The organism is Rothia sp. 11254D007BW (genome assembly GCF_053548195.1).
In genome coordinates, this window is sequence record NZ_JBPWPK010000001.1 from 2,217,950 (window position 1) to 2,243,390 (window position 25,441).

Consider the following 25,441-nt stretch of genomic DNA (forward strand, 5'->3'; position numbering starts at 1 on the left):
CAGGGCTAGCGTCAACACCCCTGATTCAGTCACCCTATACACCATGAGCCAGCACCTATATAACTCAGTACTTCTTACCGGTGACCTACGACTACAGGGACTAACCAGTCGCAAAATTAGTGACGCAGTGCGGTCCAAAGAGCTCGTCCGTCTCAGACAGGGAGCCTACATCAAAACCCAGACTCTCGCCGAGGCAACCCCTACCGAGCGTGCCCTGATACACCACATAGCGGTGAGCAAAACCCGCTCACACGCCGTCCTTACACGCACGTCCGCTGCTCTCGCATGGGGAGCACCCCTCCTTGAACTCCCCTCTCATATCTACCTCGCGAGTTCCTGGCGCGATCGCGGCAAACAGCAGGGCATTCGCCGCTGTGTCACTCCTGCTGAAGCAATAAATAGGGCGCAGGAGTACCAGGGCCTTACGGTTCTCTCACCTATAGACACCGTCCTGAGCTGTATCGGTCACCAGCGGGCGCTCACCACGGTGACGGTTGCGCATTATTTTCTCCACCAGAACCTGTGCAACCAGTACCTGCTGCACGATGCGCTACTGGCCGTCTCAGACCGCGGCGCGAAGCAAGCTCGTACTCTGGCACGGAGCCTGACGACCGAGCTCGAATCACCGTTAGAATCTCAGGCGTATTTTCTGATGGTGCTTGAAAATCTTGAGCTACCCGCCTTGCAGCGGTGGGTGGTTACGAGTAGCGGCCGCCGCTATCGTCCTGATTTTATGTGGCGGCACCTCAGGCTTATTCTCGAGGTCGACGGCCGTATCAAGTACACCGGGGCTTATCGGTCTTTTGACGAACAGCGACAGCACGATCTCTTCCGGCAGCGCGAGTTAGAGAACGAGGGCTGGAAGGTCTTGCGAATCACCTATGAAGACCTCTCCTACCGCCCGCAGCACGTGGTTCATCTGTTGCTACAGCACGGGGTGCGGCGACTAGCTGCCGCTTAAAAAGTGCAAGTGCCTGTCACTTTTGCACAGGCACTTGCACTTTTCGGGGGCGGACGCGGGCGGGTGGGACGCTAGCCCAACTTCACTGCCCCGGCAGCTCACCGCGGGCGAAGGCATCCATCTTGCTTCTGACCAGGCGCAGTGCCAGGTAGCCCAGCTGCGCCAGGCAGAGCACGAACAGGGCCCAGCGAGCGGTCATGAGAAGAGAAGCAAGCCCGGTAGTGCCGCCCAGCGGGTCAGCGAGGGCCGAGTCAACCGCAAAACCACCGGCTATAAAGACCAGTGCGTAGGCCACCGGCAGGGTCAGCATGAGCCTGCCGACCAAGAGCTCAAACTTCGAAGCCCGCACCATATTCCACCAGGTGAAGGCAAAAATCAGGGGCAGAATCAGGCCCGTTGAGCGGTGGAGCACCTGGTAGGCCTGCAAGCCCTCTACACCCAGGCCCGCCGCTACGGTTTGCAGGTGCTGGGCATCGAAGCGCAGCATGAGTTCCGGGGCAGTAGCACCGGCAGCCGCCGACACCCCCGGCAGCAACATGAGGTAGTAGTAGAGCAAGAACAGCACCGTCACGACAAAGGCAACACCCAAGAAAATGTAGGAGCCCCCGCCCTTCTCGGGCTCGGCGGCGAGTTCTGCCCGGCTGTAGTCGGTGACTACGCGCGGCCCTGCCCCTTGGCTGCGAGGGGGCGCGGACGTCCGCCCCGCCTTGGCTGCTGACGGTGCGGGGGAGTGCGCTTGCGTGTTCTCGCCGTAGAGACGTTTCTTCTGACCTTTTGAAAGACCCATGCTGTCTATCTTATCTGTCAGCTCAATCGGGTGTGGGCTGTGGCTCTCTCACCTAAAATGGGGAGTTGACGGTTGATTTCTGGAAGGTTCTCTTATGTTTGATGACGACGATTTTATGCCCGCACCTGCCCCCAAACGGTCAGCAGAACCTGAGGGCGACCCCTTCTTTGACGAACCTCCCTTTGATCCTTTCTACGACGCGGCTCCTCCTGCTGATGATTTTGTGCCGCCTGCCTATCAGCTGGGTGGGTTTATGCCTGAGTTTGAGGACGTCCGACCCGCTCCCAGCGTCAATCCCGAGACGCTGGTGGCGGGCCTGAACGAGCACCAGGCTGAGGCGGTAAAGCATGCCGGTAGCCCGCTACTTATTGTGGCGGGTGCCGGGTCGGGTAAAACCCGCGTGCTGACTCACCGTATCGCCTACCTGCTGGCAACGGGGCGCGCCCACCAGGGGCAGATTCTGGCGATTACCTTCACCAATAAAGCTGCCGCCGAGATGAGGGAGCGCATCACCGCCCTGGTGGGGCCGCGGGCGCAGAGCATGTGGATTTCAACCTTCCACTCCTTCTGTGTGCGCGTACTGCGCCGCGAGGCGAAAGCCCTGGGTCTTAAGTCAACCTTCTCCATTTACGATTCGGCTGACTCCCAGCGCCTGCTGACCCTGATTATCAAGCAGATGGATCTCGATACCAAGAAGTTCACCGCCAAGGTCGTGGGCAACCGTATCTCTAACCTCAAGAACGAACTGGTCAGCGCCAAACAGTTCGCAGCTGAAACCAGCCCCACCGACCCCTGGGAAGGCGTGATTTCGAAGGTCTACACGGCCTACACCGAGCGCCTGCGGGCCGCTAACTCCCTGGACTTCGACGACCTCATCTTTGAAACCGTCAACCTTCTGAAGAACCACCCCCAGGTAGCCGAGTACTACCGCCGTCGCTTCCGCCATATCCTGGTGGACGAATACCAGGACACCAACCACGCCCAGTACCAGCTGGTGCGACAGCTGGTGGGGGGCGCAGCGTCCTTGCGTGCTGAGGCCGGCCCGGCCGATAACGGCCCCTACCCCGACGCTTACCCGCCTGCTGAGCTGACCGTGGTGGGTGACTCTGACCAGTCGATTTATGCCTTCCGCGGGGCTGACATCCGTAACATCACCGACTTTGAGCAAGACTACCCGGCTGCCCACACCATTTTGCTGGAACAGAACTACCGCTCCACCCAGAACATCCTCTCGGCAGCCAACGCTGTGATTGAGCGCAACAAGGGCCGCCGCCCCAAGAAGCTCTGGACGGCCAGCGGCGACGGCGCGAAAATCACCGGCTACGTGGCAGAGTCCGAGCATGCTGAGGCCCGCTACATTGCCCAGGAAATTGACCGCCTACGTGATGAGCACGGTACCGCCCCCGGCGATGTGGCTATCTTCTACCGCACCAATGCCCAGTCCCGTACCCTCGAAGAGATGCTCATGCGCGTGGGTCTGCCCTACCGCGTGGTCGGTGGTACCCGCTTTTACGAGCGCAAGGAAATCAAGGACGCCCTGGCCTACCTGCGCGTGCTGGTCAATCCCGACGACGACATCAACGTGCGCCGCGTGCTCAACGAACCCAAACGCGGAATCGGAGCTAAGTCTGAAAGTGTGGTCGCCGACCACGCGCGCGCTACCGGTATCTCCTTCATGGCCGCCCTGCGTCAGGGCAGTGAAGTGCCCGGCCTGGGAGCTGCCGCCGTGAAGAAAATGGCCGCTTTTGCCCAGATGATCGACGATCTCGCCCAGCTAGCTGCCACGGAGTCGGCAGCCACCTGCCTCGAAGCCGTACTGGAGCAGACCGGCTACCTGGCGGCCCTACGCGAGTCCAAGGATATTCAGGACGAATCCCGCGTGGAAAACCTCTCAGAGCTGGTGGACGCCGTGCGCGAGTTCGAAATCGACAACGCAGGTGCCACCCTGGAAGACTTCCTCGAACACGTTGCCCTGGTCGCTGACGCTGACCAAATCCCCAACAAGCCCAAGTCCGAGCAGGAGGGCGGGCCGTCCGCCGCCCAGATTGCCGCAGAGGTGGCCGAAGCCCGCTCCCAGGGCGTCATTACCCTCATGACCCTGCACACCGCCAAGGGCCTGGAATTCCCCGTGGTCTTTCTCACCGGTATGGAACACGGCCTCTTCCCCCACCAGCGAGCCCTCACCGACGACTCGGAGATGAGCGAAGAGCGCCGCCTGGCCTACGTGGGCTTGACCCGCGCCATGGAACGCCTCTACCTCACCCGCGCTGAGAACCGCTCTATGTGGGGCCAGAGCCAGTTCAACCCGCCGTCGCCCTTCCTCGAAGAGATCCCCGAAGAACTCATTGACTGGAAGCGCACCGGTTCATCCTTTGGCGGCTATTCCGGTAGCGGCTACGGGGGTGTTTACGCGGGCGGACGCGGCGGCTGGGCAGGCAACCGCGGCGGCAGCTCTGTGAGCGGGTACGGTTCTTCGTACGGGTCTTCCACCTACTCCAGCCGCTTTGACGAACCGGCCGAGCGGCGGCGTCCTGCCGAACCGTCCACCAGCGAAGTCAACGGGTCTTCCACCTACGGACTCAAGGCAGCAGCCCGGCAGGTCTCCCGCGTGCAGCAGAACAAGGAAATTCCGGCGCTCGCGGTTGGCGACCGTGTTGAGCACACCAGCTTTGGTGAGGGCCGCGTGACCGCGGTTGAAGGGGCCGGCGATAAAACCGTCGCCAAGGTGCGTTTCGCCAAAGAAGAGAAACGACTCCTGCTGCGCTACGCGCCGCTGACTAAAAAGACCGACTAAGATATAAGAAGCCCGGTACCGCCCGTGGTGCCGGGCTCTTTTCTGCCCGATTCACTCAAGGATGACCATGGATCACGACTCTAACCTTCCCTCTATCGCCGAAGAATTTGTGGAGGCAATGGATGAGGTGACCGACACCCGCGTGCAGCTTCAGGAGATTTCTGATCTCTTCCTTTTTCGTATTGAAATTGACCCCTCGACCGATGCTGCCCGCCGCATTGAGAAGGTGCTGGGGGCTGCCCTACCGACTACTCGCGGTCAGGTGACGGGCGATGCGACCGCCCTGCATCTGCTGTATGGCACCCGCCAGGTCGTGGCCTGCCTGTATGTTGAAGAGGGCGTGTACCTGGTGGTGACCAGGGTGGACGCCGTAAAACTGGGGCGCGCGCTCACCGCGGCCCTGGGGCGCGACGAAGGGCTGGTGCTCGATGTATCGGTCAACCGCACCGTGCTGAACCTGAGCGGGGTCGCCGCGGCGGACGTCATCGACGAGGTCGTGCACTTTGACTTCCCGCCGGACTTCTTCGACCCGGGCAAGGCCCTGTCCTGCACCGTGGCTGAGGCCCGTATCATGCTCTGGCGTATCGATGAGCTGGAGTACCTGATGGTGCCCCGCGCCTCCGATACAGCCCCCTTCCTGGTCAATATTCTGGACGCCTGCGAGAAGGTCAAATAGGCTCGGTGGGGGAGCGCCGGTCATAACTGACAGGTTTGTTTCATTCAAAGGGAAATAAGTTCGCACCCCTATAGGCAAGTACGCTAAAGTTTCTTTGTGGAGAAGCTTTGTGTGCTCCAGCTCTCGCAATGGGGCGGGCACCGAACTTCGTACATGTAAACGCCGGGAGCACCGCTTTCTGGCATGACTTCGACGAAGAAGGAACCCCTGTGGACCTGTTTGAATACCAGGCACGCGATCTCTTTGAGAAGCACGGCGTCCCCGTGCTCCAGGGCATCGTAGCTACCACCCCTGAAGAAGCAAAGGCAGCAGCTGAGAAGATCGGTGGCGTCACCGTAGTCAAGGCCCAGGTTAAGGTGGGCGGACGCGGTAAGGCCGGTGGCGTGAAGGTCGCCAAGACCGCTGATGAGGCTTACGAGTACGCCCAGCAGATTCTGGGCATGGACATCAAGGGCCACACCGTCCACCGCGTGATGATCGCCCAGGGCGCAGACATCGCTGAAGAGTACTACTTCTCCATGCTGCTTGACCGCGCTAACCGCTCCTACCTGGCCATGTGCTCCGTTGAAGGTGGCATGGACATTGAGACCCTGGCGGCCGAGCGCCCCGAGGCCCTGGCCAAGGTTGAGGTCAACCCCATGGACGGCATCACAGCCGAAAAGGCTGCTGAGATTGTTGAGGCTGCTGGCTTCGCTGAGGACGTACGCGAGGACGTCGCCGCCGTACTGGTCAAGCTGGGCGAGGTCTACAAGAAGGAAGACGCTACCCTGGTTGAGGTCAACCCTCTGGTTAAGACCGGCGACGGCAAGATTCTGGCCCTGGACGGCAAGGTCTCCCTCGACGATAACGCTGAGTTCCGCCAGCCCGAGCACGAGGCCCTGGTTGATAAGTCAGCCGAGAACCCCCTCGAAGCTAAGGCCAAGGAAAACGACCTCAACTACGTCAAGCTCGACGGTGAAGTCGGCATCATCGGTAACGGTGCAGGCCTGGTCATGTCTACCCTCGACGTCGTTGCCTACGCCGGTGAAAACCACGGCAACGTCAAGCCCGCTAACTTCCTCGATATTGGTGGCGGTGCGTCCGCTGAGGTGATGGCAGCTGGCCTCGACATCATCCTCAACGACGAGCAGGTGAAGTCTGTTTTCGTCAACGTCTTCGGTGGCATCACCTCCTGCGACGCTGTGGCTAACGGCATCGTCAAGGCCCTGGAAATCCTGGGTGATAAGGCGACCAAGCCCCTGGTCGTTCGCCTGGATGGTAACAACGTTGATGAGGGACGCCGCATTCTCTCTGAGGCTAACCACCCGCTGGTTCACCAGGCAGAGACTATGGACTCCGGCGCAGACAAGGCAGCCGAGCTGGCCCACACCGCATAAATCACCGCTGATTATTACTAGAAGGTTTTTACAATGTCTATCTTTTTGAACAAGGACTCCAAGGTCATCGTTCAGGGCATCACCGGCGGTGAAGGTACCAAGCACACCGCCCGCATGCTCGCCGCAGGCACCCAGATTGTGGGCGGCGTTAACGCCCGCAAGGCTGGCACCACCGTTTCCCACAAGGACGCAGCCGGCAACGATGTCGAGCTGAACGTCTACGGCTCCGTTGCTGAAGCCGTCAAGGAGACCGGTGCAGACGTCTCTATCGTCTTCGTTCCCCCGGCTTTCACCAAGGACGCCGTCATCGAGGCTATCGATGCTGAGGTTCCCCTGGTTGTTGTCATTACTGAGGGCGTGCCCGTAGGCGATACCGCTGAGTTCTGGGCCTACGCCAAGAGCAAGGTTGATGCTGATGGCAAGCAGATTACCCGCATCATCGGCCCCAACTGCCCCGGCATCATCACCCCCGGTGAGTCCCTGGTCGGTATTACCCCTGCCAATATCACCGGTAAGGGCAAGATCGGTCTGGTTTCTAAGTCGGGTACCCTGACCTACCAGATGATGTTCGAGTTGCGCGACATCGGTTTCACCACCGCTATCGGCATCGGCGGTGACCCCATCATTGGCACCACCCACATCGATGCTCTCGAAGCATTCGAGGCTGACCCCGAGACCGAAGCTATCGTCATGATCGGTGAGATTGGTGGTGACGCTGAGGAGCGCGCTGCTGAGTTCATCAAGGCTAACGTCACTAAGCCCGTTGTTGGCTACGTGGCAGGTTTCACCGCTCCCGAGGGCAAGACCATGGGCCACGCAGGTGCGATTGTCTCCGGTTCATCTGGCACCGCCCAGGCTAAGAAGGAGGCCCTGGAAGCCGCTGGCGTGAAGGTGGGCAAGACCCCCTCAGAGGCTGCCCAGCTCATGCGCGAAATTTTCGCTAACAAGTAAGCTAGTGTCCCCTAGCCGGTAGGACGCCGGTGGTCACGCAGGTGCGTGACCACCGGCGTCCTTGTGTATAGGGGGGGGCAAAATATTTCATGATGCAAGTGTTTTAGGAAAAGTCTGATGCTTAGGTGAAAATTTACGGAAAACTGGATGGAAGCTGTTAATCTGGACAATTCTTGTAGGTATTTATGGGGGCAAATAATGATGCAAGATTTATATATCTGACTTAAAATAATAGACATATAGTGTCTGGTTGGTGTGTTTAAGCGTTTTGTTTTTTATGACGGCATAAATGGGTGAAATAAGTCTCCTTGGTTTAAGTGTGAGCTCGGAGTAGTGTTACTGATGAACTAAAAAAGACTATCGCAGTCTTTCAAAAAGATTAGGGGAAACATTTATGACTACTGCTATCTCGCGCCGTACCCTGGCTAAAGGGGCTGCCTGGAGTGCTCCCGTTGTCGTTGCCAGCGCAGCTGTGCCAGCCTATGCGGCGTCTATGTCGCGCCAAAGCGGTATTCAGGCTGGCTTATTTGTCTCGGCGGCCCTGAACGGGGGTAACGTGGGATATGTGCAAAGCCAGGAGTCAACCGGCTGGCCGACAACCCCTCAGAGCTACTTTGAAGCAAAAGCTGCTGGTACCAACCCCGAATCTGACTTCAACTGGGACGATTCGCGTGAACGCGCCCAAGACCTGTCGAGCAGCTGGATCGCGAACGGGGAAGGTTCATTCACCCCGGTCACCAACAGTGGGTCTGGAAAGCCCGGTGCCTATGCAAACTCTAGTGGCTTCTGGTTTTCCGTCCCCACGACCAACGTCGGAACCGGAACCGACTATGTCGCAGGGGGTAGTGCTACCTTGGCGGCGGGTGCTGTCTTCGTAACGGACGTTGAGTTTTACGTTCCCCAGCAGGCTAACTTTCTTTTTAATGGGAACCCTCAGCTGAATACGGGGATGCAGATTGGTAGCCGCACCAAATGGAACCAGCGGCGCACGGGCACGCTCTCAGACGTGCTCAATACCGGTGCGACCTACCTGGCTCAGGCCGGTGTGCAGTCCAACTGGGTTGCTGATGCCCCAACTGTCACCCTCAATCCTGACGGATCTGGCACCTTCCGCGGGCGAATTACTGTCACCACAGCTAAGCCTCTCACCGTTACTTACGACTCTAAGGGGCGCCTATATGCTCAGGTTGTTATTATGCCAAGCCCGGTAACGATTCAAAGCGCCTACTACACCGCTCAGAGTCGCCTGCAATTTACCTCGTATATTCAGTCAGGTACGATTACCTACTCTTCTAACGGGGTCACCGGCAGTCGAGTGTTCTCAAATGAGCTGCATACAACGACTGTTCTTCGGTGGGGCTAGGTAAGACGCTGTTGGGGTGGGCCCTTGAAACGCCCACCCCTAACTTTTTCGGGACGCGCTATTTACAGCACTGCCGTGTTGAACAGCAGGCCCAACAGGTAGGTGGCCAGGGCTGCGCCGTAGCCGATCGCCAGCTGGCGCAGGCCGCGCTTGAGGGGTGAGGCACCTGAAAGTAGGCCCACTACGCCGCCGGTGACCATGAGTGCAAAGCCCACCAACAGCATGGAAACCAGCATGGCTGCCCCGCCCGACATGCCGAAAATATAGGGAAGAATCGGGATCAGGGCTCCAGACGCAAAGAAGCAGAAGCTCGACGCGGCAGCCCCCACGTCGCTGCCGAGTGCACCGTGGGCGTCCTCAACTTCTTCGCCCTCAATATCATCGCGGAAGGAGAGTGAGGGGTCACAGTCACAGGTGAAATAGCCGAAGCGCTCCATGGCGCGGTGGCGGGCGGCCTCCTCGCTCATGCCGCGAGCCTTGTAAATCAGTTCTAGCTCGTTCTGGTTGATGTCGAGTTGGTGGGCTACGTCCAGGGTGACCTGGGTGGGGCGGGAAGCGTCCAAAAGTTCACGCTGGGAGCGCACAGAAACAAACTCACCTGCCGCCATGGAGAGGGCGCCAGCCAGTAGGCCGGCGACGCCTGAAAGAAGCACCATAGAGCTGCTGACGCCGGTCGCGCCCACGCCCATGATGAGAGCGGCATTCGACACCAGGCCGTCGTTAGCACCAAAGACGGCGGCGCGGAAGTTACCAGAGAGCTTTTCGCGGCCAGAAGTGGAGAGTGCGCGGATAATTTCTTCATGAATTGCCTCATCTGCGGCCATGGCCTCGGTGGCGTCCGGATCCTCTGCATAGGGGGAGCGGCCCTCGGCGCGCTGGGCTAGGGCGAGTACGAAGACTGAGCCGAAGTTCTTGGCAAGAAGCTCTAGAAAGCGGGCGGATACGGACGGGCGTGGCTCAGGTTGAGCGTGGTCACCCAGGAGGGTGCGCCAGTGCTCTTGGTGGCGGAGCTCGGCCTGGGCGACTTCTCTGAGGATCTCTGCTTCTTTTCCCTCGGCCCGGTCAGCCAGGGCGGCATAGATGCGGGCTTCTGAGATTTCTTCAGCCAGGTAGCGGCGCCAGCGGCGAATCTGGGCGCGACTGGGTTCAGGGTGCTGGTGGTCGGGTGAGGCGGGGGAGTGAGGAGTGGCTGCTGTCAAAATGTGACTTCCTTCGGTCAGGAGCCGAAGGCAGGTGGGCTGGATGCACTTCGGCTAAGAACGTACGTTTTTAGCCGAAAGTCTCGCTCGCCGCTTCTAAAGAAGAAACGGTGGTTTACCGGGTGCCTATCTGTGTGGACTACCAGTATGTCGATAAACCGCTTTGGCGCTATGGTGGCATGTGCCTGCGCCGCTGGGAGCTACTCCCCTTCGCTGCACACTACTTTAGCGACAGTGTGTCGCCGAGGCAAAATTTTTTTGAGTTCTGAAATTAGCGAAGGCTGGTTTTCGCTATTGCGGTGGCTACGGTGGGACGCCTGTGTTCTGGCAGGTCAGCCATGCTCAGGTAAGGCTTACATAAGGTGGGTATGAGGCATTCCAGCAGGTCAAACGAGGTTTTGCTTATTATGAATTAATCATAATAATGCTTGAAAACGCTGTTGAGAGTGCGTAGGCTAGAAGTACAGAAAGCCAGCCGGAGCTTTGAAAAATACCGGTCATCACTCTCGAAAGGAAGTCTCACTCATGAGCAAGTATGCATCATTTACCGTTCCCGGCCTCACTGAAGAATCAGGCCACCACGTAGCCGACGTTCTGCAGCTTCGCCTGCACGCCCTGAACGACCTGCACCTGGTGCTTAAGCACGCCCACTGGAATGTCGTTGGCCCCAACTTCATCGCTGTTCACGAAATGCTCGACCCCCAGGTCGACCTGGTACGTGGCTTCGTTGATGCCATTGCAGAGCGCATGGCCACCATGGGCGTAGCCCCCAATGGCCTCTCCGGCGACCTGGTCGAAAAGCGCACCTGGGCTGAATACGATGTTGACCGTGCAGACGCTCTGACTCACATCCGTGCCCTGAACGAGGTCTACAACGTTGTAGTTGAAGACCACCGTGCAGCTATTGCAAAGGTGGGCGACATCGACCCCATCACCGAGGATCTGCTGATCGGCCAGACCGCTGAACTGGAGCTCTTCCAGTGGTTCCTGCGCAGCCACCTCGAAGACGGCCAGGGTAACCTCAAGTAAGTCTCAGAGCTTTAAAACTCGAACCACGCACTAAAGGCGGGTCTATCACATGATAGGCCCGCCTTTTCTATGTGGCACTGTAGCTCTTAGCCCTCGATCAGTGCCCGAATCTTAGCAAGGGTGAGTTCTGTGTGGGCGTAGCGGGCGTGGCCCAGGTGCTCGGGCACCGCGGTCATGCCGGGAACCACCACAACCTTCATGCCCGCAGCCATAGCGCTCTGGGTGCCAGAAGCAGAGTCCTCTACGGCAACACAGTTGGCAGGGTCTACCCCTAGATTCTGAGCCGCGAGCAGGTAGGGCTCGGGGTCGGGCTTAGCGTGAGTGACCTGCTCGTCGGTGACCAGGGTTTTAAAAAGACCCTCCGGTGCCAGCTTGGCGGTGTTAGCGGCAACCTCGGTGGTTGCGTTGGTGACAATTCCTGCGGGGACGCCCGCCTCAGCCACCTGCGCCAGGAGTGCCTCAATGCCGGGCAAGAGCTCCACACGGGCGTCCTTCAAGAGCACTGACATCTTGGCCTTAAGTCGGTCGTACAGCTCGTCAGCAGAAACATCTGCACCCAGCTCCTGCATGCGGGCAAAGGTGACTGCGGCAGGTTTGCCCAGAGCCATGAGGGTATCTTGTTCGGTCCAGGTGGCTCCAAACTCGGCGGTCAGTGCGGTTTTGGCCTCTGCCCAGAGGGGCTCGGTGTCTACAAGGGTTCCGTCGTGGTCAAAGAAAATAGCTTCAAGTCTGCTCATATATACCACCCTACCCGTCCGCAGGGGGATCTTCCCGGTTAGGATAGGTGGGTGAACCAAGAGAGCCCCCATCTTACCCAGAGTCAGCTGCCCACTCACCATCACCTGCAACGACAGCCGGGCCCTGTGCGTCAGGCCCTAGCCTACTTGCTGGTACCTATGGCTTTTATCTCGGCTGCCTGGATTACAGCCGGGCGCGCCCTCTTCGGCGCTGGGGGAGAGCTTGTTCCTATTTACGCGATATCGTTCGGCCCCGCCCTGCTCATTATTCTGCTGGTGGCTGCCCTGTTTTCCTATAAAGAGATGGGGCTGCAGGGTGCCCGAAAGCGGGCGGGGCTGCCGCCTGTCACCGCCCTTGTTGCCGCTTCCACATGGGTGTTAGCCGGGTTCTTCGGCATGGTTGCTCCCGACCGGCTAGAGGGGCAGAATATTTCGGCAGCGGCAGCCCTGCTGGGTCCCGATGTTATCGGTCTTTCTGCCGCCTTTGGTAATACCAGCGGAATTCTAACCTTCTCATTCGCTATTGCCACCCTGCTGCTGGCCATCAGTGACTACCGGCGGGCGCGAGCCCTCACCCGCGGACTAGATGAGGCCACTCGCGAGCGACTTGAGCGAGAAGAGTCCATGTATGACTTTCTTGACTAGCCCCGTAGCCGTGCGATAGCGACTTACAGCTCTACTCTAGCGAGCCAGCCGGTGAGCACCTCGGTGGCAGCTGCAGTCAGCTTTTCAGCGTAAAGGGAGGCTTCGCGGCGGATTACCGCGACGTCCTGTTCTGAGGCCCTAATGTAGTCGGCGTAGGCGATGAGCCATTGCTCAATATGGCGGGGGTTCACCTCAAGATGGAACTGGAGGGCTAGCGCGTAGGGGCGACCTGCGGCGTCCTCTAGGGTAAATGCCTGGTTTTCGCACATCTGGGTGCGGGCTAGGCTGAGGGAGCCTTCGGGCAGGGTGAAAGCGTCGCCGTGCCAGTGGAGGACGGGGGTGTTGCCCAGTGGCGCGAGAACAGATTCTTTCCCGGCTTCGGTAAGTTCTACCGGGGAGTAGCCCAACTCAATGGCGCCGGTGGGGTTGACCTGAGCTCCTGCGGCTAGAGCAATCTGCTGGGCTCCCAGGCAGATGCCCAGGACGGGTTTCTGCGCGGCGATGCGCGCCTTGATGAGTTCTACTTCTTCAAAGAGGAAGGGGTAGTCCTGAGCGTCATTCACGCTGATGGGAGCGCCCAGAATAACCAGCAAATCCGCCTCGCGCACCTCGGGGGTGTTGAGGGCGTCAATGCCTGCGTCACGGTATTCGACGGTAAAACCGCGTTCGGTCAATAAATCTTCAAAGATGCCCAGATCTTCAAAGGCAACGTGGCGGACGGCGTAGGCGGTGCGGGGCATGGTTCTCCTTGGGTGAGTGACTGCTACCAGTGTAAGGGTGGGGCGGCAGGTTGAGAAAGAGGGCGGACGTCTGTGCCCGCCGTACGAGATGCTCTCTGGCGTGGGTGCGGTTTTGGGGCTGAAAAAATATTTTCTCGGGTATCTAGCGCAAGATAGTTGAGTGTAGTAGACTCAAGTTAAAGCTGAGTGGAGTACACTCAAGTATGAACGAACTACCTACGCAAAAGGTAAAGGAGAACAATGAACGCACAATTTACAACCAAGAGCCAAGAAGCGCTCTCGGCAGCCAATATGAACGCCCAAACCGCGGGCAATCCCACCCTAGACACCTCCCACCTGCTCAAGGCCCTCATGGACCAGCGAGAGGGAGTGGCAGTGGCCGTCCTTAAAACCGCAGGTCTCGACGTTGATGCCATTTCCCTGGCAGCGTCCACCGAGATTTCTAAACTTCCCAAGGTGCAGGGCGCCTCAGCTGCCCAAGCCCAGCCGAGCCGCGCCGTCCTGACCGCCATTCAAACCGCGCAAGCCAAGGCAGCCCAGTTCGGGGACACCTACATCTCCACCGAAATCCTGCTGCTGGCGCTTGCAGCGGGGGATGATGCTACCGCCCGCGCCCTACAGCAGGCCGGGGCCACCGAAAAGACCATTGAAGACACCATTCCAACCGTGAGAGGAGACCGCACCGTGACCACCCCCGACCCCGAAGGTACCTTCGGCGCCCTAGAACAGTACGGCACCGACCTGACCGCCGTTGCCCGCGAAGGCAAGCTCGACCCCGTCATTGGGCGCGATAGCGAAATCCGCCGCGTGATCCAGGTGCTCTCCCGCCGCACCAAGAACAATCCCGTGCTCATCGGTGAACCCGGCGTCGGTAAGACCGCCGTGGTTGAGGGCCTGGCCCAGCGTATGGTCTCAGGCGACGTACCCGAATCCCTGCGCGGCAAGACCCTGATCTCCCTGGACCTGGGGGCAATGGTTGCCGGTGCCAAGTACCGCGGCGAATTCGAAGAGCGCCTCAAGGCCGTGCTCGAAGACATCAAGAAGTCCGAGGGGCAGATTGTTACCTTCATCGACGAGATTCACACCGTTGTGGGAGCCGGTGCCTCTGAGGGGTCCATGGACGCCGGTAACATGCTCAAGCCCATGCTGGCCCGCGGTGAGTTGCGCCTAATCGGTGCAACCACCCTGGATGAGTACCGCGAAAACATCGAAAAGGACGCCGCCCTAGAGCGCCGCTTCCAGCAGGTCTACGTGGGTGAGCCCAGTGTTGAAGACACCATCGGTATTCTGCGCGGTCTGAAAGAGCGCTACGAGGCCCACCACAAGGTTGCCATCGCAGACTCCGCCCTGGTCGCTGCCGCCAACCTGTCCAACCGCTACATCCCCTCGCGCCAGCTGCCCGATAAGGCCATCGACCTGATCGACGAGGCAGCCTCCCGGCTGCGCATGGAAATCGACTCCGCCCCCGAAGAAATCGACGCCCTGCGTCGCGCCGTTGACCGCCTGACCATGGAAGAGCTGGCCCTGGCCAACGAAACCGACCCCGCCTCCGTCGAGCGCCTAGAAGCCCTGCGGGCAGATATGGCTGACAAGAAGGAAGAGCTGGACGCCCTCAACGCCCGCTGGGAAGCCGAAAAGGCAGGTCTCAACCGCGTTGGTGACCTCAAAACCCAGATTGACGAGCTGCGCTCCAAGGCAGAAGTTGCCCAGCGCGAAGGAAACCTTGCTGAAGCTTCCCGCATGCTCTACGGTGAGATTCCCGCCCTTGAAGCTGAACTCGCCGCAGCCCAGCAGGCTGAGACCACCGCGTCCGAAGAGTCCATGGTTTCTGAAGAAGTGACCGCCGACGATATCGCCGAGGTCATCTCTTCCTGGACGGGTATTCCCGCAGGCCGTATGCTCCAGGGTGAATCCGAGAAGCTACTGCACATGGAAGACGAACTAGGTAAGCGCCTGATCGGTCAGCGCCAGGCAGTCACCGCCGTGGCTGATGCCGTGCGCCGCTCCCGCGCCGGAATCTCAGACCCCGACCGTCCCATCGGCTCCTTCCTCTTCCTCGGCCCCACCGGCGTCGGTAAAACCGAGCTGGCTAAGGCCCTGGCCGAGTTCCAGTTCGACGACGAGCGCGCCCTGGTGCGTATCGACATGAGCGAATACGCCGAAAAGCACGCCGTCGCCCGCCTGGTCGGTGCCCCTCCCGGGTACGTCGGCTACGAAGAGGGTGGCCAGCTTACCGAAGCTGTGCGCCGCCGCCCCTACTCGGTCGTGCTGCTCGATGAGGTCGAAAAGGCCCACCCCGAGGTCTTCGACATCCTGCTCCAGGTGCTCGACGACGGACGCCTGACCGACGGTCAGGGGCGCACCGTGGACTTCCGCAATGTCATCCTGATTCTGACCTCTAACCTGGGCTCCCAGTTCCTGATTGACCAGAATCTCGACGATGAAGCCCGCAAGAGCGCGGTCATGAACACCGTGAACGCCAGCTTCAAGCCGGAGTTCCTCAACCGCCTGGATGAGGTCATCATGTTTGAGCCCCTCTCAGCCGATGACCTGGCCTCCATTGTGGGCCTGCAGATCGACTCGATGGCCCGCCGTCTGGAAGACCGCCGCCTGACCCTGGACGTCACCGACGCCGCCACCGAGTGGCTGGGACTTGCCGGCTACGACCCGGCCTACGGGGCCCGTCCGCTCCGCCGCCTCGTGCAGCGTGAAATCGGCGACCGCCTGGCCAAGGGAATCCTGGCCGGTGCCATCAAGGACGGCGACACCGTGCGCGTGGACGTCAACCCCGATGTTGCCGTTGACGGGCTGGTTGTCACCGCTGAGTAAAAACGGAGCATGACCCTATCGCTTCTCTCTTGACCCTACAGATTATCTCGGGGTCAAGAGAGAAGCGATGGGGTCTTTGTCTTTTAAACTGGAAGAGTGAACGAGTCCCAGCCCGCACCCGCCCCGCTCGATACCCGCTTTGCCGGGGCGTCCGCGTCCATCACCGCCCGCGCCGACATTGCAGCTACCCACGCAGCCGCCCTGCGCTCCATCGACCGGGTCGTTGCCGAAACAGCCCAGCCTACTGACCCGCAGGTGGCGGCGGACGGCGTCCGGCAACTCCTGCGCGACGGGCAGGTCCTGGTGCTCACCGGGGCGGGCATCTCCACCGGTTCAGGAATCCCTGACTACCGCGGTCCCGCCGGCTCCTTACGCAACCACCGGCCCATGACCTATCAGGAATTTCGCTTCGATGAGGTAGCCCGCCAGCGCTACTGGGCTCGCTCCTTTGTGGGCTGGCGGCAGATGAATCGGGCCCGCCCCAACACCGCCCACTACCTACTCGCTGACCTGGAAGCTCGCGGGCACCTGGCCGGGCTGATTACCCAGAACGTCGATGGCCTGCACACCGCCGCCGGCTCACAGAAGGTCCTGACCCTGCACGGGGACCTTTCCCGTATCGAGTGCCTAGACTGCGGGGCGGACGAGGGCCGCACCTCCCTCGATGCCCGTATCGAGGCCGCCAACCCCGGCTACCTTGAACGCCTTTCCAGTACCACCTTGCAGGTCAACCCCGACGGCGACGCCGAGATCGATACCCGCTTTATTCAAGATTTTCAGATGGTCGGCTGCCTGGCCTGCGGCTCCACCAAACTTAAACCCGCCGTGGTCTACTTCGGGGAACCCGTACCGTCTGCCCGCAAGCAGGCCGTGAAAGAACTGGGGGAGCAGGCTCGCTCCCTGCTGGTACTGGGCTCATCCCTGGCCGTGATGAGCTCCTACAAAATCGCCCTTGACTTCGCCCGCGCGGGCAAACCGATTGCCGTCATCAACCAGGGCCCGGGCCGGGCGGACGCGCGTGCCACCTACCTCTGGCGCTCCGACGTCACCGACGCCCTCTTCGCCCTCGCCCAGAACCTCCCTGCCCCGCAGTCCAGCTAGCCCCACTCACCCCTACCGACGCCGCTTACGAGCCGGGCTATAGAGGCTAGGAGCGGTGGGGAGAGGGCACGCTAAAGAGCACGCCCATACAAAAGCCCGCCACCGGCAGGCGGTGGCGGGCTAGAAAAAGAGACGGGAAGAACCCGCGTGGTGCTACGCGGGTTACTTCTCCTGATAATCGTCGGCGTACTTATCTGCGTACTCTGCGTAGTCGTCCTCGTCATCGTACTGATAACCAGACGCCTTAGGCTGAGAGCTGGTGCTCTTGCTTAGTTCGCGTTCGAGTGCAGTGTAGTCGGTATCGGGGCTGAAGTACTTCATCTCCCGAGCCTGCCGAGTTGCTTTAGCCTTCTGACGGCCGCGCCCCATGGCGAGACCCCCTCTTTATCGCTCGTATCTGGCCACCCGCGTGCGCGCAGGGGTGTACCAGAAAAACTTTCAGTCTTTTCTGTATCTAAGGGTACATGTTTTTGCGCGTCTTTGCTTGCCTGTTCGCCACCTGAGATGTAAGAAACTGCTAAAAACCACAAAAATATAGAGAACGGTCGTTTTATTTTCCTTGAATCCCTTCCTCACATAGAGAAGCTCCGCGCCACCCGACCAGAAAGAGGTGACGCGGAGCGGTAGAACAGCCGACGAAGAGATAGGGTACGAGTGCCAGCTCGCCGGCTGAGTTTATGGGGCCTTAGGGACGGCCGCCGAAGCCACCCATGCCGCCTGCGGCAGCGCCGGAGGCTGCAGTGGCGGTGCCGGTCTCTGAGCCGTTGACACTGATGCTGTAGGTTTCGCCCTCGGTGATGGAGCTACCTGCCACAACAACCTGGGAGATGGTCTTGCTTGAGGTGTATTCGGCTACGACCTGACCGCTGGTGTTAGTGACGGTCACGGCATCACTGCCCGCCGACATCCTGGCCGTGGGCAGGGAATCTGAGGCGCGGGCGTCCGCCGGGCAAAAGCCCTAGTGATGGGTGTGCGCACCATTGCTGACCCCGCAGATTCTGCCCTGGGCTTTCGAGCTGCCCGGTGACCGCTATGAGTACGAGTTCAATATGCTGCTGCGGGCCTCGCGTTGTGGGGTTGAGTTGGCCCAGGTACCCATTACCAAGGTCTATGAGCCGGGTAATCCCACCAGCCACTTCAACCCGGTACTGGACTCCCTACGGATTTACGCCCCGCCCGCAGACCCACCGCTCCCTGGGGCGTTACGCTCTGCTGGCTGTAGCGATTCTGGCTACTAATACGGCCCTACTTGAAACCCTCACCTGGGTGGGGCTACCCCTTTGGGTGGCTAAGGTACTCGTTGAGCTGGTACTCATCCCTGTGAGCTTTGCGGTGCAGCGCCGTTGGGTTTTTGCCCAGAGACATCAGGACGCCGGCACTCAGCCCGGTGCCGAGAGACTAGGGAAGGATGCTGCGGAGAGAGCTCCGGATCGCGAGCCTGCAGGGCGTACCGCTCTACCTGCGGCGTAAGAGGTCAGCAAACCCGCCACGAGGGGCAGAGTTAAGCGGTAGGAGAGGTCGCAGGGGCGAGAAAGTGTAAGGTAGTAACAGCGAACATTAGGTGTCGCTTTACACACACTTGATACCTGCATGAACATACTGCTCATTACACACTACTACCCACCTGAGATTGGAGCTCCTCAGCGCCGTTGGTCCGCCTTGGTCAAGCGCTGGCAGGCGGCTGGCCACCGGGTGACTGTGTGTTGCCCTCCTCCCCATTATCCTAATGCTGTAGCGACCGCTACGATTCGTGAAAACTTCAGGGGAACTCCACGGGTTCACCAGGGCAAGTACGGGGAAAGAATTATTCGGGTGCCCTATGTTCTGCACGGTGTTTCAGGGCTAGCGCGAACCCTGGATCAGGTGGTTGCCGCGCTCGGTACCATGGGGGTCGTGGCGGCTTTGAGGTTGCAGAAATCTCCGTTTGATGTTGTTGTTGCGACCGTTCCCGGGATTCCCACCGCGGGTGCAGGTCTAGTAGCCAAGAAGCTTTTGGGTGCCCCGCTAGTTCTTGAAATGCGGGATGCCTGGCCCGATATCGTGGCTGACCCTCAGGCTCCGGTAGGTGGTCTCGCTCCGTTGAGGCGAGCCCGGCGCGTATTTGCACGAGCTGTCACGTGGGCGCAAGGTAAGGCAGATGCCCTCGTTACTACAACTGAGAGTTTTGCTCGGGTACTACGGGGGCGGGGTATGAACAACGTGCATACCGTCAGTAACGGGGTGGTCCCGAGTCTCTTCTATAGCGCTATCGCCCCCTTGTCTGACCGACCCGGTGAACTCCGCCTCCTGTATACCGGCACACTGGGCCGTTCCCAGGGGTTGAAGGTGCTTCTAGATGCACTTGAGCTTGCGGTGAAAGAACGCCCCGACATCAGTTTTACTCTTCGCTTGGTGGGCGAAGGAGCCGAGCGTCACCACCTGATTGAGTCAGCACAAACCCGAGGCCTACCGGTAGAATTTTTGCCCCTGCAACATCGCTCGCAGGTGCGGAAACACTATGAGTGGTCCGATGTAACCCACGTATTGTTACGGCGTACTCCGGTCTTCGCCTGGACCGTGCCCTCAAAGCTCTACGAACTATTGACGGTGCCGCGTCTGGTTGTGGGTCTGCTCGAGGGTGAGGCAGAACGTATCTTGCGGGAATCTGCAGCGGGTATTCATCTTGCCCCAGAGTCGGCGCAAGAGCTTGCCGACCTTTGGGTTGAGCTGGCGGACGACCGCTCCCGCCTTCAACCTAACGATAGCGGGCGGCAGTTCGTGCTGGAGCACTTTAACTACGACCATCTGGCGCAGAAATACCTCACCGTCTTAGAAGCAGTCATCAGCAGAGAGCGCAGCCGATGAAGGCCCTGCGTATCTTCAGAAACGCCACTCTTGCCGCGACGGTTGTTATAGGGCTGATACGTACAGACCCTGCCGCCTTCCTGACCCAGGTAGGGCAGCGCATGCCCGTGGCAGTCCGTACCCACCTGGCTCCTGCTCTTGAACGGATATCGCCTGCTCCGGACGCCGCCCGCACGCTATGGTCTGCAGGGCAGGTCACCGAGGCCCTGGCTTCTGCCCGCAAAAAGGGCAAAGGTCGTTTAGCCCAAAAACTTGAAGCGGAAGCGGCACTGCTGGGTCCGGGGCTAGTACTGAGACTTCCCGCCTATACCCCCACTACTTTCGCGGCCGCCGACGGCCAACCGGGGGAGGGGGCACCGGCGTCCGCCCCCGAAGCCCACAAGCCGCGCGTGCTGCACCTGCTCACCAACTCGCTACCGGCAACCCAGTCAGGCTACACCCTGCGCACCCACCGTCTACTCAGCGCCCTGGCGCAGCGGGGGGTGCATCTGGCGGCACATACCCGCATCGGCTATCCGGTAATGGTGGGCAGCCTGACCGCAGCAGACACAGCACAGGTAGGCCCAGTGATTTATCGCCGCTACCTGCCCTGGGCTCTTGCCTCTACCGCCACGGGGCGTCTAGAGCAGTGGGCGAGCCAGCTTGCGCGTACCTATGACAGCCAGCCGCCCCACATCATCCATACCACCACCCACTTCCACAATGCGCTGGTGGCGCAGGCGCTCGCGGAGCGATGGGGAATCCCCTGGGTCTATGAGGTGCGCGGGGTTCTGGAAGAAACCTGGCTGTCGAAACAGCCAGAGCACCTGCGCGCATCTGCTGCACGGAGCGAGCGGTTTCTACTGACGCGGGCACGCGAAACTCAGATGATGAAGGCAGCGAGCCAAGTACTGACCCTGTCGGAGACTATGAAGAAGAGCCTGATAGAGCGCGGTGTAGCCGAAGGCCGAGTTACTGTGGTGCCCAATAGCGTGGATTCTTCGCTCTTGGAGCAGCACCTTAGCCCCCGCGAGGCACGAGCCCAGCTGGGGCTACCCGAAGGCGGGTTCTGGGTCGGGTCGGTGAGTTCGCTGGTGCCCTATGAGGGGTTCGATACCCTTCTAAAGGCTCTTGTGCACTTGCGTGACCAGGGGCTGGACGCCCGCCTGCTTCTGGTAGGGGACGGAACCGATAGGGTTCGCCTTGAGAAGCTGGCTCAGTCCCTGGAGATAGCTGACAGTACGGTTTTTCTGGGGCGGATTGCGCCCGATCTAACGCCCCTTGCCCACCAGTCTCTCGATGTCTTTGTTGTCCCCCGCACTAACGACGAGGTCTGTCGTACCGTCACCCCCCTCAAACCTATTGAGGCGATGGCGCTAGGGCGCCCTGTGGTGGTAAGTGACTTACCGCCCCTAGCTGACCTTGTATGCCCTGAGGGCCAGCAGACTGCCGGTAGGGTAGCGCAGGCAGAAGACCCGGCGTCTTTCGCCCAGGCCCTGCTGTTACTTGCTGAGAATCCGGACGCCCGCGCCCGTCTAGGTGCGCAGGGGCGGGAGCTTGCCCGGGCAAGGACCTGGGAGAAGCAGGCAGCTATTGTAGAAGAGATTTACAATGGTCTTTTGACCGATGGGGGCAAAACGCGCCGGAACCAGGTAGCACAGCCCCCAGCTCTAGCTGAGGAGAGCTGATGTCTAACTATTCTCGTGGAAGTCTAGAGCTGAGTAGCCAGTACAGCCACTACCAGGGGCTTGTGACTCGGGGACAGCTCCGGCCTGTGGGAGTGCGCGGTAACTACCGGCTGTACTTACAGCGTCTGTGGAAGTACCGTGCCTTTAGCTGGCACCAGTCTCTCTACAAGGTGTTTGCGAGCAACAGTGATAATCGGCTGGGGTCTCTATGGCTTTTTCTGAGACCTTTGCTGGATGTGATGTTCTACTGGGTACTCTTCGGGTTGGTACTGAGTGTTGACCGCGGTATGGAGAATTTCCCGGCTTTCTTAATTGTCGGTATTCTCATGTTTCAGTTCACTGCGCAGTCTATTACCTCATCTGCATCGGTGATGAAACAGAACAAGAGCCTGATTCAGGGCTTTAATTTTCCACGTGCGCTCCCGCCGGTTGCCCTTGCTCTAAAGAACACGCTGGAAGCCTTACCGATGATTGCGGTGATGCTAGTGGGGATTATCGTTATACCTCCGCATGTGACGGTATCGTGGACCTGGATTCTGGTGGTGCCGATTTTCTTGCTTCAGGTTCTGTTCAACACGGGTTTGATTATGCTTATTGCTCGAATTGGCTACTTCATCCCAGATACCACCGCACTTTTTTCTTTTGCTACCCGCATCCTCATGTTTGGGTCCGGGGTTATCTTCCCCATCGAGCGGTTTATTAATCACCCGACGGTACTTCTTGTCATTGAATCTAACCCGCTGTTTATCGTGCTCAATATGTACCGGGAGGTACTGGTTGAAGGTACAGTTCCCGGTGCATATGAGTGGCTTTTGATGGTTTTATGGGTGGTTCTGCTGGTACTTGTTGGGTTTGTATTTTTTGTAGATGCGGAGGAACGCTATGGTTCAGTTTCCTAGTGAAGGTACCCCGCAAAAACAGCTCAATGTGCTGGTTGATGATGTGCATGTTGAGTACACTACTCGATTCAAAACTGGTAGGTTTAGCCGTCAAAAGAAGCAGGTGAAAGCTCTTAGCGGTGTTTCCTTTGCAGCGTTTGAGGGGGAATTTATAGGTCTGGTAGGTAGAAATGGAGCTGGTAAGTCTACTCTCTTGCGTGTAATCGCCGGCTTACAGACGCCAACTAAGGGGCAGGTGCTAGCATCTGAGCAGCCCACGCTGATCGGTATTTCTGCTGCGCTGAACCCTTCAATGTCTGGCGATGACAACATTACTCTGGGCTGTTTGGCTATGGGCATGAGTATGGCTGAGGTTGAGGCCGCCCGCCCCGGGGTAATTGAGTTGGCTGGTATTGGAGATGCTGTTTATCGCCCTATGAACACCTACTCGGCAGGCATGGGGGCACGCCTAAGGTTTGCAATATCGATGGCTGCTCGACCACAGATTATGCTCATCGACGAGGCACTAAGTGCTGGCGATGCTGCTTTTGCCGACCGAGCGAAGAAGGCAATGAACGGTCTGCTGGATCAGGCAGGCACTGTGTTTCTGGTATCGCATGCTGCCCAGACGGTAGAAGAGATGTGTACCCGGGCTCTGTGGGTTGATGGAGGAGAGCTCATCATGGACGGTGATGCGCGCACAGTGGCGCGTAAATACCGATGGTACGCCCATAACCTTTCCCAGGGGAATGATATAAAGGCCGCAAAGTATCTGGAAGGTGCAAAGAAGCTGGGGGCCGCTGGCTATGTGCGAGATGAACCATAAAGGTTAAGGTTGTAGGAATTTATTGTTCTTGGAGATCTTCAGAGTTTCTTACTGGGCGTTTACCTTTAGAATGTGAGGGATACACTTTCACTTTCTATCCCCCAAGAGGATTTCATGCTAAAGATTATGACCGTTTACGGAACCCGGCCTGAGGCTATTAAGGTTGCCCCGGTTATTAAGGCGCTTGAGGCGTCTGAGAAGTTTGAGTCGATTGCTGTGGTGACCGGTCAGCACCGCGAAATGCTGGATCAAGTCAACGCGCTGTTTGATATTGAGCCCGTTGAGGATCTCAATATTATGTCTGCCGGCCAGAGCCTCAACGGTATCGTGGCTAAGGTGATTAGCGGTGTTGACGCTATTTACGAGAAGTATGCCCCTGATGCGGTGATTGTGCAGGGCGATACCTCAACGGTGATGGGCGCAGCCGTTGCAGCTTTTAACCGGCAAATTCCGGTAGTACATCTCGAAGCTGGTCTGCGCTCGGGCGATATCAATTCTCCTTTCCCGGAGGAAGCTAATCGAAAGTTGACGAGTCAGATCTCTGCCCTCCATCTTGCTCCTACAGCTGAGTCAAAAGCTAATCTGCTGCGAGAGGGCGTGAACGAAGCAGATATCGTAGTAACCGGCAACTCGGTGATTGATGCCTTGCTGACCACGGTTGAAAAGACTGTTGAGTTTGAGGACGCCGCGGTGCAGCAAGTGGTTGAGAGCGGCTCCCCGATGGTTCTGGTGACCACTCATCGTCGAGAGAACTGGGGTGAGCCTATGGTGCGTATTGGCCAGGCTGTGGCTGAGCTGGCGCGTAAGTTCCCTGACTTCACTTTTGTTTTCCCCGCCCATAAGAACCCGCTGGTGCGTGAGGCTGTTCTTCCTTCGTTGGAGGGCCTGCAGAACGTCATCGTAACGGAGCCTCTTGCTTACGCTGAGTTTACTCACGTGATGAAGGCTGCTCACCTGGTGCTGACTGACTCAGGTGGGGTGCAGGAGGAAGCTCCGAGCTTGGGTAAGCCGGTACTGGTACTTCGTGAGAATACTGAGCGCCCTGAGGCTGTGGAGGCCGGTACTGTGCGTCTGATTGGCACTGAACTGGAGCGGATTGTGGATGAGGTCTCTGCTCTGATTGAGAATGATGAACATTATGCGTCTATGGCTAATGCTGTGAATCCTTACGGAGATGGGAAAGCCTCCAAACGGACTATAGCTTCGTTGGAAGAACTATTTGGCATCGGTACACGCATCGAGGACTTTAATGGGTAATCCCGATAAAAAAGCAACCAAAATATTTATATATGGAAGTTGTGTGTCGCGTGATACTGTGGAGCTTTTAATTGATGAGGCTGAGATTGTAGAGTATATAGCTCGGCAATCAATCATTAGTGCTTTTAACCCTCTTGCGTATGAAGAGTTTGAGGCTCAACTTAAGCCGATACCTTCAAATTTTCAGCAGCGTATGGTGCGTGGTGATATAGAAGGCTCCTTGCCACGGGCTCTCAAGCAGCTCCCCTCTGATGTTGATTTATTATTATTTGACTTGGTGGACGAACGGGGTGGCGTCGTACAGTTTAAAGACGGTTATGTTACTAAATTAGCTGAATTTTGGGGCCATGGCGGTAGGGAGATGTCCCGGGGTAGAGAAATCGTTGAGTTTGGAAGCGAACAGCATTTTTCACTCTGGTCAGCTGCTGCTTCTACCTTGATAGATATTCTTACAGAGCAGAGTCTACTGGAGAAGGTTCTAATTTTAAGAATTGATTGGGCAGAGACATATAAAGACGGTACCCCTTATAAAGCCCCAGACTGGATGCTGCAACCGAGTGCAGCAAATTCCCTATACCCCCGCTATTTCGATTTTCTTGAAGATAAGGGTTGTAGAATTATAACTGTTCCACTGCATTTGGCTGTTACAGATGCTAGCCATCAGTGGGGGCCGTCGCCCTTTCACTACAGTAGCGAAGCATATGAGTATGTAGTAAGGTACATAAAAAACATAATATGACGCTGTGAACCCCTTTGATCTTCTCGGGTGAGAAGCGCAAAG

The 25,441-nt window shown here is 58.6% G+C and carries 23 protein-coding genes; 17 read left to right on the forward strand and 6 right to left on the reverse strand.

The window, feature by feature from the left end; genetic code table 11:
• Positions 1–127 precede the first annotated feature (127 nt).
• On the forward strand, positions 128–961 hold the full coding sequence (locus tag ACEE43_RS10070; protein WP_449107537.1) for an endonuclease domain-containing protein: 834 nt from the start codon (positions 128–130) through the stop codon (positions 959–961).
• A gap of 82 nt (positions 962–1,043) precedes the next feature.
• On the opposite strand, the gene ACEE43_RS10075 is transcribed toward ACEE43_RS10070, so the two are convergent.
• Positions 1,044–1,748 carry a hypothetical protein gene (locus ACEE43_RS10075; RefSeq protein WP_449107538.1) on the reverse strand — a complete coding sequence of 235 codons (705 nt, stop codon included), beginning with the start codon at positions 1,746–1,748 and terminating at the stop codon, positions 1,044–1,046.
• A gap of 94 nt (positions 1,749–1,842) precedes the next feature.
• Between ACEE43_RS10075 and pcrA the strand changes: the two genes are divergently transcribed.
• The 5 genes from pcrA to ACEE43_RS10100 all read left to right on the forward strand — a co-directional run bounded on the left by pcrA (position 1,843) and on the right by ACEE43_RS10100 (position 8,908).
• On the forward strand, positions 1,843–4,542 hold the full coding sequence (gene pcrA / locus ACEE43_RS10080; RefSeq protein WP_449107539.1) for a DNA helicase PcrA: 2,700 nt from the start codon (positions 1,843–1,845) through the stop codon (positions 4,540–4,542).
• Positions 4,543–4,609: 67 nt separating this feature from the next.
• Positions 4,610–5,218, forward strand: coding sequence for a sarcosine oxidase subunit gamma family protein (locus ACEE43_RS10085; RefSeq protein WP_237199300.1), 609 nt, complete (start codon positions 4,610–4,612; stop codon positions 5,216–5,218).
• Positions 5,219–5,427: 209 nt separating this feature from the next.
• Positions 5,428–6,594, forward strand: coding sequence for an ADP-forming succinate--CoA ligase subunit beta (gene sucC / locus ACEE43_RS10090; protein WP_237199301.1), 1,167 nt, complete (start codon positions 5,428–5,430; stop codon positions 6,592–6,594).
• Between the two features lie 33 nt (positions 6,595–6,627).
• Positions 6,628–7,545, forward strand: coding sequence for a succinate--CoA ligase subunit alpha (gene sucD / locus ACEE43_RS10095; protein WP_237207608.1), 918 nt, complete (start codon positions 6,628–6,630; stop codon positions 7,543–7,545).
• A 394-nt stretch (positions 7,546–7,939) separates the two neighbouring features.
• Entirely contained in the window at positions 7,940–8,908 is a 969-nt protein-coding gene (locus ACEE43_RS10100) for an amino acid oxidase (RefSeq protein WP_449107540.1), read from the forward strand.
• 62 nt (positions 8,909–8,970) lie between these two features.
• On the opposite strand, the gene ACEE43_RS10105 is transcribed toward ACEE43_RS10100, so the two are convergent.
• Positions 8,971–10,107, reverse strand: coding sequence for a VIT1/CCC1 transporter family protein (locus ACEE43_RS10105; RefSeq protein ID WP_449107541.1), 1,137 nt, complete (start codon positions 10,105–10,107; stop codon positions 8,971–8,973).
• 525 nt (positions 10,108–10,632) lie between these two features.
• Here ACEE43_RS10105 and ACEE43_RS10110 point away from each other — a divergent pair.
• A complete protein-coding gene (locus ACEE43_RS10110; RefSeq protein WP_449107542.1) occupies positions 10,633–11,136 on the forward strand; it encodes a Dps family protein in 504 nt (167 codons plus the stop codon).
• 86 nt (positions 11,137–11,222) lie between these two features.
• Here the strand turns inward: ACEE43_RS10110 and ACEE43_RS10115 are convergent, their stop codons facing one another.
• Positions 11,223–11,873 carry an HAD family hydrolase gene (locus ACEE43_RS10115; RefSeq protein WP_449107543.1) on the reverse strand — a complete coding sequence of 217 codons (651 nt, stop codon included), beginning with the start codon at positions 11,871–11,873 and terminating at the stop codon, positions 11,223–11,225.
• 159 nt (positions 11,874–12,032) lie between these two features.
• On the opposite strand from ACEE43_RS10115, the gene ACEE43_RS10120 reads away from it, so the two are divergent.
• Positions 12,033–12,518: a hypothetical protein gene (locus tag ACEE43_RS10120; RefSeq protein ID WP_449107544.1), complete on the forward strand. Its 486-nt coding sequence runs from the start codon at positions 12,033–12,035 to the stop codon at positions 12,516–12,518.
• Positions 12,519–12,541: 23 nt separating this feature from the next.
• Here the strand turns inward: ACEE43_RS10120 and ACEE43_RS10125 are convergent, their stop codons facing one another.
• The gene (locus ACEE43_RS10125) at positions 12,542–13,258 is read right to left on the reverse strand and encodes a glutamine amidotransferase (RefSeq protein ID WP_449107545.1); all 717 of its coding nucleotides are present in this window, start codon (positions 13,256–13,258) and stop codon (positions 12,542–12,544) included.
• 240 nt (positions 13,259–13,498) lie between these two features.
• Between ACEE43_RS10125 and clpB the strand changes: the two genes are divergently transcribed.
• On the forward strand, positions 13,499–16,087 hold the full coding sequence (gene clpB, locus ACEE43_RS10130; protein ID WP_449107546.1) for an ATP-dependent chaperone ClpB: 2,589 nt from the start codon (positions 13,499–13,501) through the stop codon (positions 16,085–16,087).
• Positions 16,088–16,246: 159 nt separating this feature from the next.
• The gene (locus ACEE43_RS10135) at positions 16,247–17,188 is read left to right on the forward strand and encodes a Sir2 family NAD-dependent protein deacetylase (RefSeq protein WP_449107619.1); all 942 of its coding nucleotides are present in this window, start codon (positions 16,247–16,249) and stop codon (positions 17,186–17,188) included.
• A 162-nt stretch (positions 17,189–17,350) separates the two neighbouring features.
• Here the strand turns inward: ACEE43_RS10135 and ACEE43_RS10140 are convergent, their stop codons facing one another.
• Positions 17,351–17,557, reverse strand: coding sequence for a DUF3073 domain-containing protein (locus ACEE43_RS10140; RefSeq protein WP_237199965.1), 207 nt, complete (start codon positions 17,555–17,557; stop codon positions 17,351–17,353).
• Positions 17,558–17,873: 316 nt separating this feature from the next.
• Positions 17,874–18,074 carry a hypothetical protein gene (locus ACEE43_RS10145; RefSeq protein ID WP_449107547.1) on the reverse strand — a complete coding sequence of 67 codons (201 nt, stop codon included), beginning with the start codon at positions 18,072–18,074 and terminating at the stop codon, positions 17,874–17,876.
• Between the two features lie 224 nt (positions 18,075–18,298).
• Here ACEE43_RS10145 and ACEE43_RS10150 point away from each other — a divergent pair, with 224 nt between their 5' ends.
• The 7 genes from ACEE43_RS10150 to ACEE43_RS10180 all read left to right on the forward strand — a co-directional run bounded on the left by ACEE43_RS10150 (position 18,299) and on the right by ACEE43_RS10180 (position 25,399).
• Entirely contained in the window at positions 18,299–18,658 is a 360-nt protein-coding gene (locus tag ACEE43_RS10150) for a GtrA family protein (protein WP_449107548.1), read from the forward strand.
• A gap of 120 nt (positions 18,659–18,778) precedes the next feature.
• The gene (locus ACEE43_RS10155; RefSeq protein ID WP_449107549.1) at positions 18,779–20,032 is read left to right on the forward strand and encodes a glycosyltransferase family 4 protein; all 1,254 of its coding nucleotides are present in this window, start codon (positions 18,779–18,781) and stop codon (positions 20,030–20,032) included.
• A complete protein-coding gene (locus tag ACEE43_RS10160) occupies positions 20,029–21,699 on the forward strand; it encodes a glycosyltransferase family 4 protein (RefSeq protein ID WP_449107550.1) in 1,671 nt (556 codons plus the stop codon). The genes ACEE43_RS10155 and ACEE43_RS10160 overlap by 4 nt, the downstream gene beginning before the upstream one ends.
• The gene (locus ACEE43_RS10165; protein ID WP_449107551.1) at positions 21,699–22,598 is read left to right on the forward strand and encodes an ABC transporter permease; all 900 of its coding nucleotides are present in this window, start codon (positions 21,699–21,701) and stop codon (positions 22,596–22,598) included. The genes ACEE43_RS10160 and ACEE43_RS10165 overlap by 1 nt, the downstream gene beginning before the upstream one ends.
• Complete coding sequence (locus tag ACEE43_RS10170; RefSeq protein WP_237210166.1) at positions 22,582–23,403, forward strand: ABC transporter ATP-binding protein; 822 nt, start codon at positions 22,582–22,584, stop codon at positions 23,401–23,403. The genes ACEE43_RS10165 and ACEE43_RS10170 overlap by 17 nt, the downstream gene beginning before the upstream one ends.
• Positions 23,404–23,517: 114 nt before the next feature.
• Entirely contained in the window at positions 23,518–24,660 is a 1,143-nt protein-coding gene (gene wecB / locus ACEE43_RS10175) for a non-hydrolyzing UDP-N-acetylglucosamine 2-epimerase (RefSeq protein ID WP_237210167.1), read from the forward strand.
• Positions 24,653–25,399: a DUF6270 domain-containing protein gene (locus ACEE43_RS10180; protein ID WP_237210168.1), complete on the forward strand. Its 747-nt coding sequence runs from the start codon at positions 24,653–24,655 to the stop codon at positions 25,397–25,399. Before wecB ends, ACEE43_RS10180 begins: the two co-directional genes overlap by 8 nt.
• The last annotated feature ends 42 nt before the right edge of the window (positions 25,400–25,441 follow it).

Excerpts from the sequence above, each read along its gene's own strand:
- ACEE43_RS10170 (WP_237210166.1), top strand. The coding sequence starts at position 22,582 with ATGGTTCAGTTTCCTAGTGAAGGTACCCCGCAAAAACAGCTCAATGTG.
- ACEE43_RS10110 (WP_449107542.1), top strand. The coding sequence starts at position 10,633 with ATGAGCAAGTATGCATCATTTACCGTTCCCGGCCTCACTGAAGAATCA.
- ACEE43_RS10180 (WP_237210168.1), top strand. The coding sequence starts at position 24,653 with ATGGGTAATCCCGATAAAAAAGCAACCAAAATATTTATATATGGAAGT.
- ACEE43_RS10120 (WP_449107544.1), top strand. The coding sequence starts at position 12,033 with ATGGCTTTTATCTCGGCTGCCTGGATTACAGCCGGGCGCGCCCTCTTC.
- ACEE43_RS10155 (WP_449107549.1), top strand. The coding sequence starts at position 18,779 with ATGAACATACTGCTCATTACACACTACTACCCACCTGAGATTGGAGCT.
- ACEE43_RS10150 (WP_449107548.1), top strand. The coding sequence starts at position 18,299 with ATGAGCCGGGTAATCCCACCAGCCACTTCAACCCGGTACTGGACTCCC.
- ACEE43_RS10125 (WP_449107545.1), bottom strand. The coding sequence starts at position 13,258 with ATGCCCCGCACCGCCTACGCCGTCCGCCACGTTGCCTTTGAAGATCTG.
- wecB (WP_237210167.1), top strand. The coding sequence starts at position 23,518 with ATGCTAAAGATTATGACCGTTTACGGAACCCGGCCTGAGGCTATTAAG.
- ACEE43_RS10075 (WP_449107538.1), bottom strand. The coding sequence starts at position 1,748 with ATGGGTCTTTCAAAAGGTCAGAAGAAACGTCTCTACGGCGAGAACACG.
- clpB (WP_449107546.1), top strand. The coding sequence starts at position 13,499 with ATGAACGCACAATTTACAACCAAGAGCCAAGAAGCGCTCTCGGCAGCC.
- pcrA (WP_449107539.1), top strand. The coding sequence starts at position 1,843 with ATGTTTGATGACGACGATTTTATGCCCGCACCTGCCCCCAAACGGTCA.
- ACEE43_RS10165 (WP_449107551.1), top strand. The coding sequence starts at position 21,699 with ATGTCTAACTATTCTCGTGGAAGTCTAGAGCTGAGTAGCCAGTACAGC.
- ACEE43_RS10100 (WP_449107540.1), top strand. The coding sequence starts at position 7,940 with ATGACTACTGCTATCTCGCGCCGTACCCTGGCTAAAGGGGCTGCCTGG.
- ACEE43_RS10160 (WP_449107550.1), top strand. The coding sequence starts at position 20,029 with ATGAAGGCCCTGCGTATCTTCAGAAACGCCACTCTTGCCGCGACGGTT.
- ACEE43_RS10140 (WP_237199965.1), bottom strand. The coding sequence starts at position 17,557 with ATGGGGCGCGGCCGTCAGAAGGCTAAAGCAACTCGGCAGGCTCGGGAG.
- ACEE43_RS10085 (WP_237199300.1), top strand. The coding sequence starts at position 4,610 with ATGGATCACGACTCTAACCTTCCCTCTATCGCCGAAGAATTTGTGGAG.
- ACEE43_RS10115 (WP_449107543.1), bottom strand. The coding sequence starts at position 11,873 with ATGAGCAGACTTGAAGCTATTTTCTTTGACCACGACGGAACCCTTGTA.
- sucD (WP_237207608.1), top strand. The coding sequence starts at position 6,628 with ATGTCTATCTTTTTGAACAAGGACTCCAAGGTCATCGTTCAGGGCATC.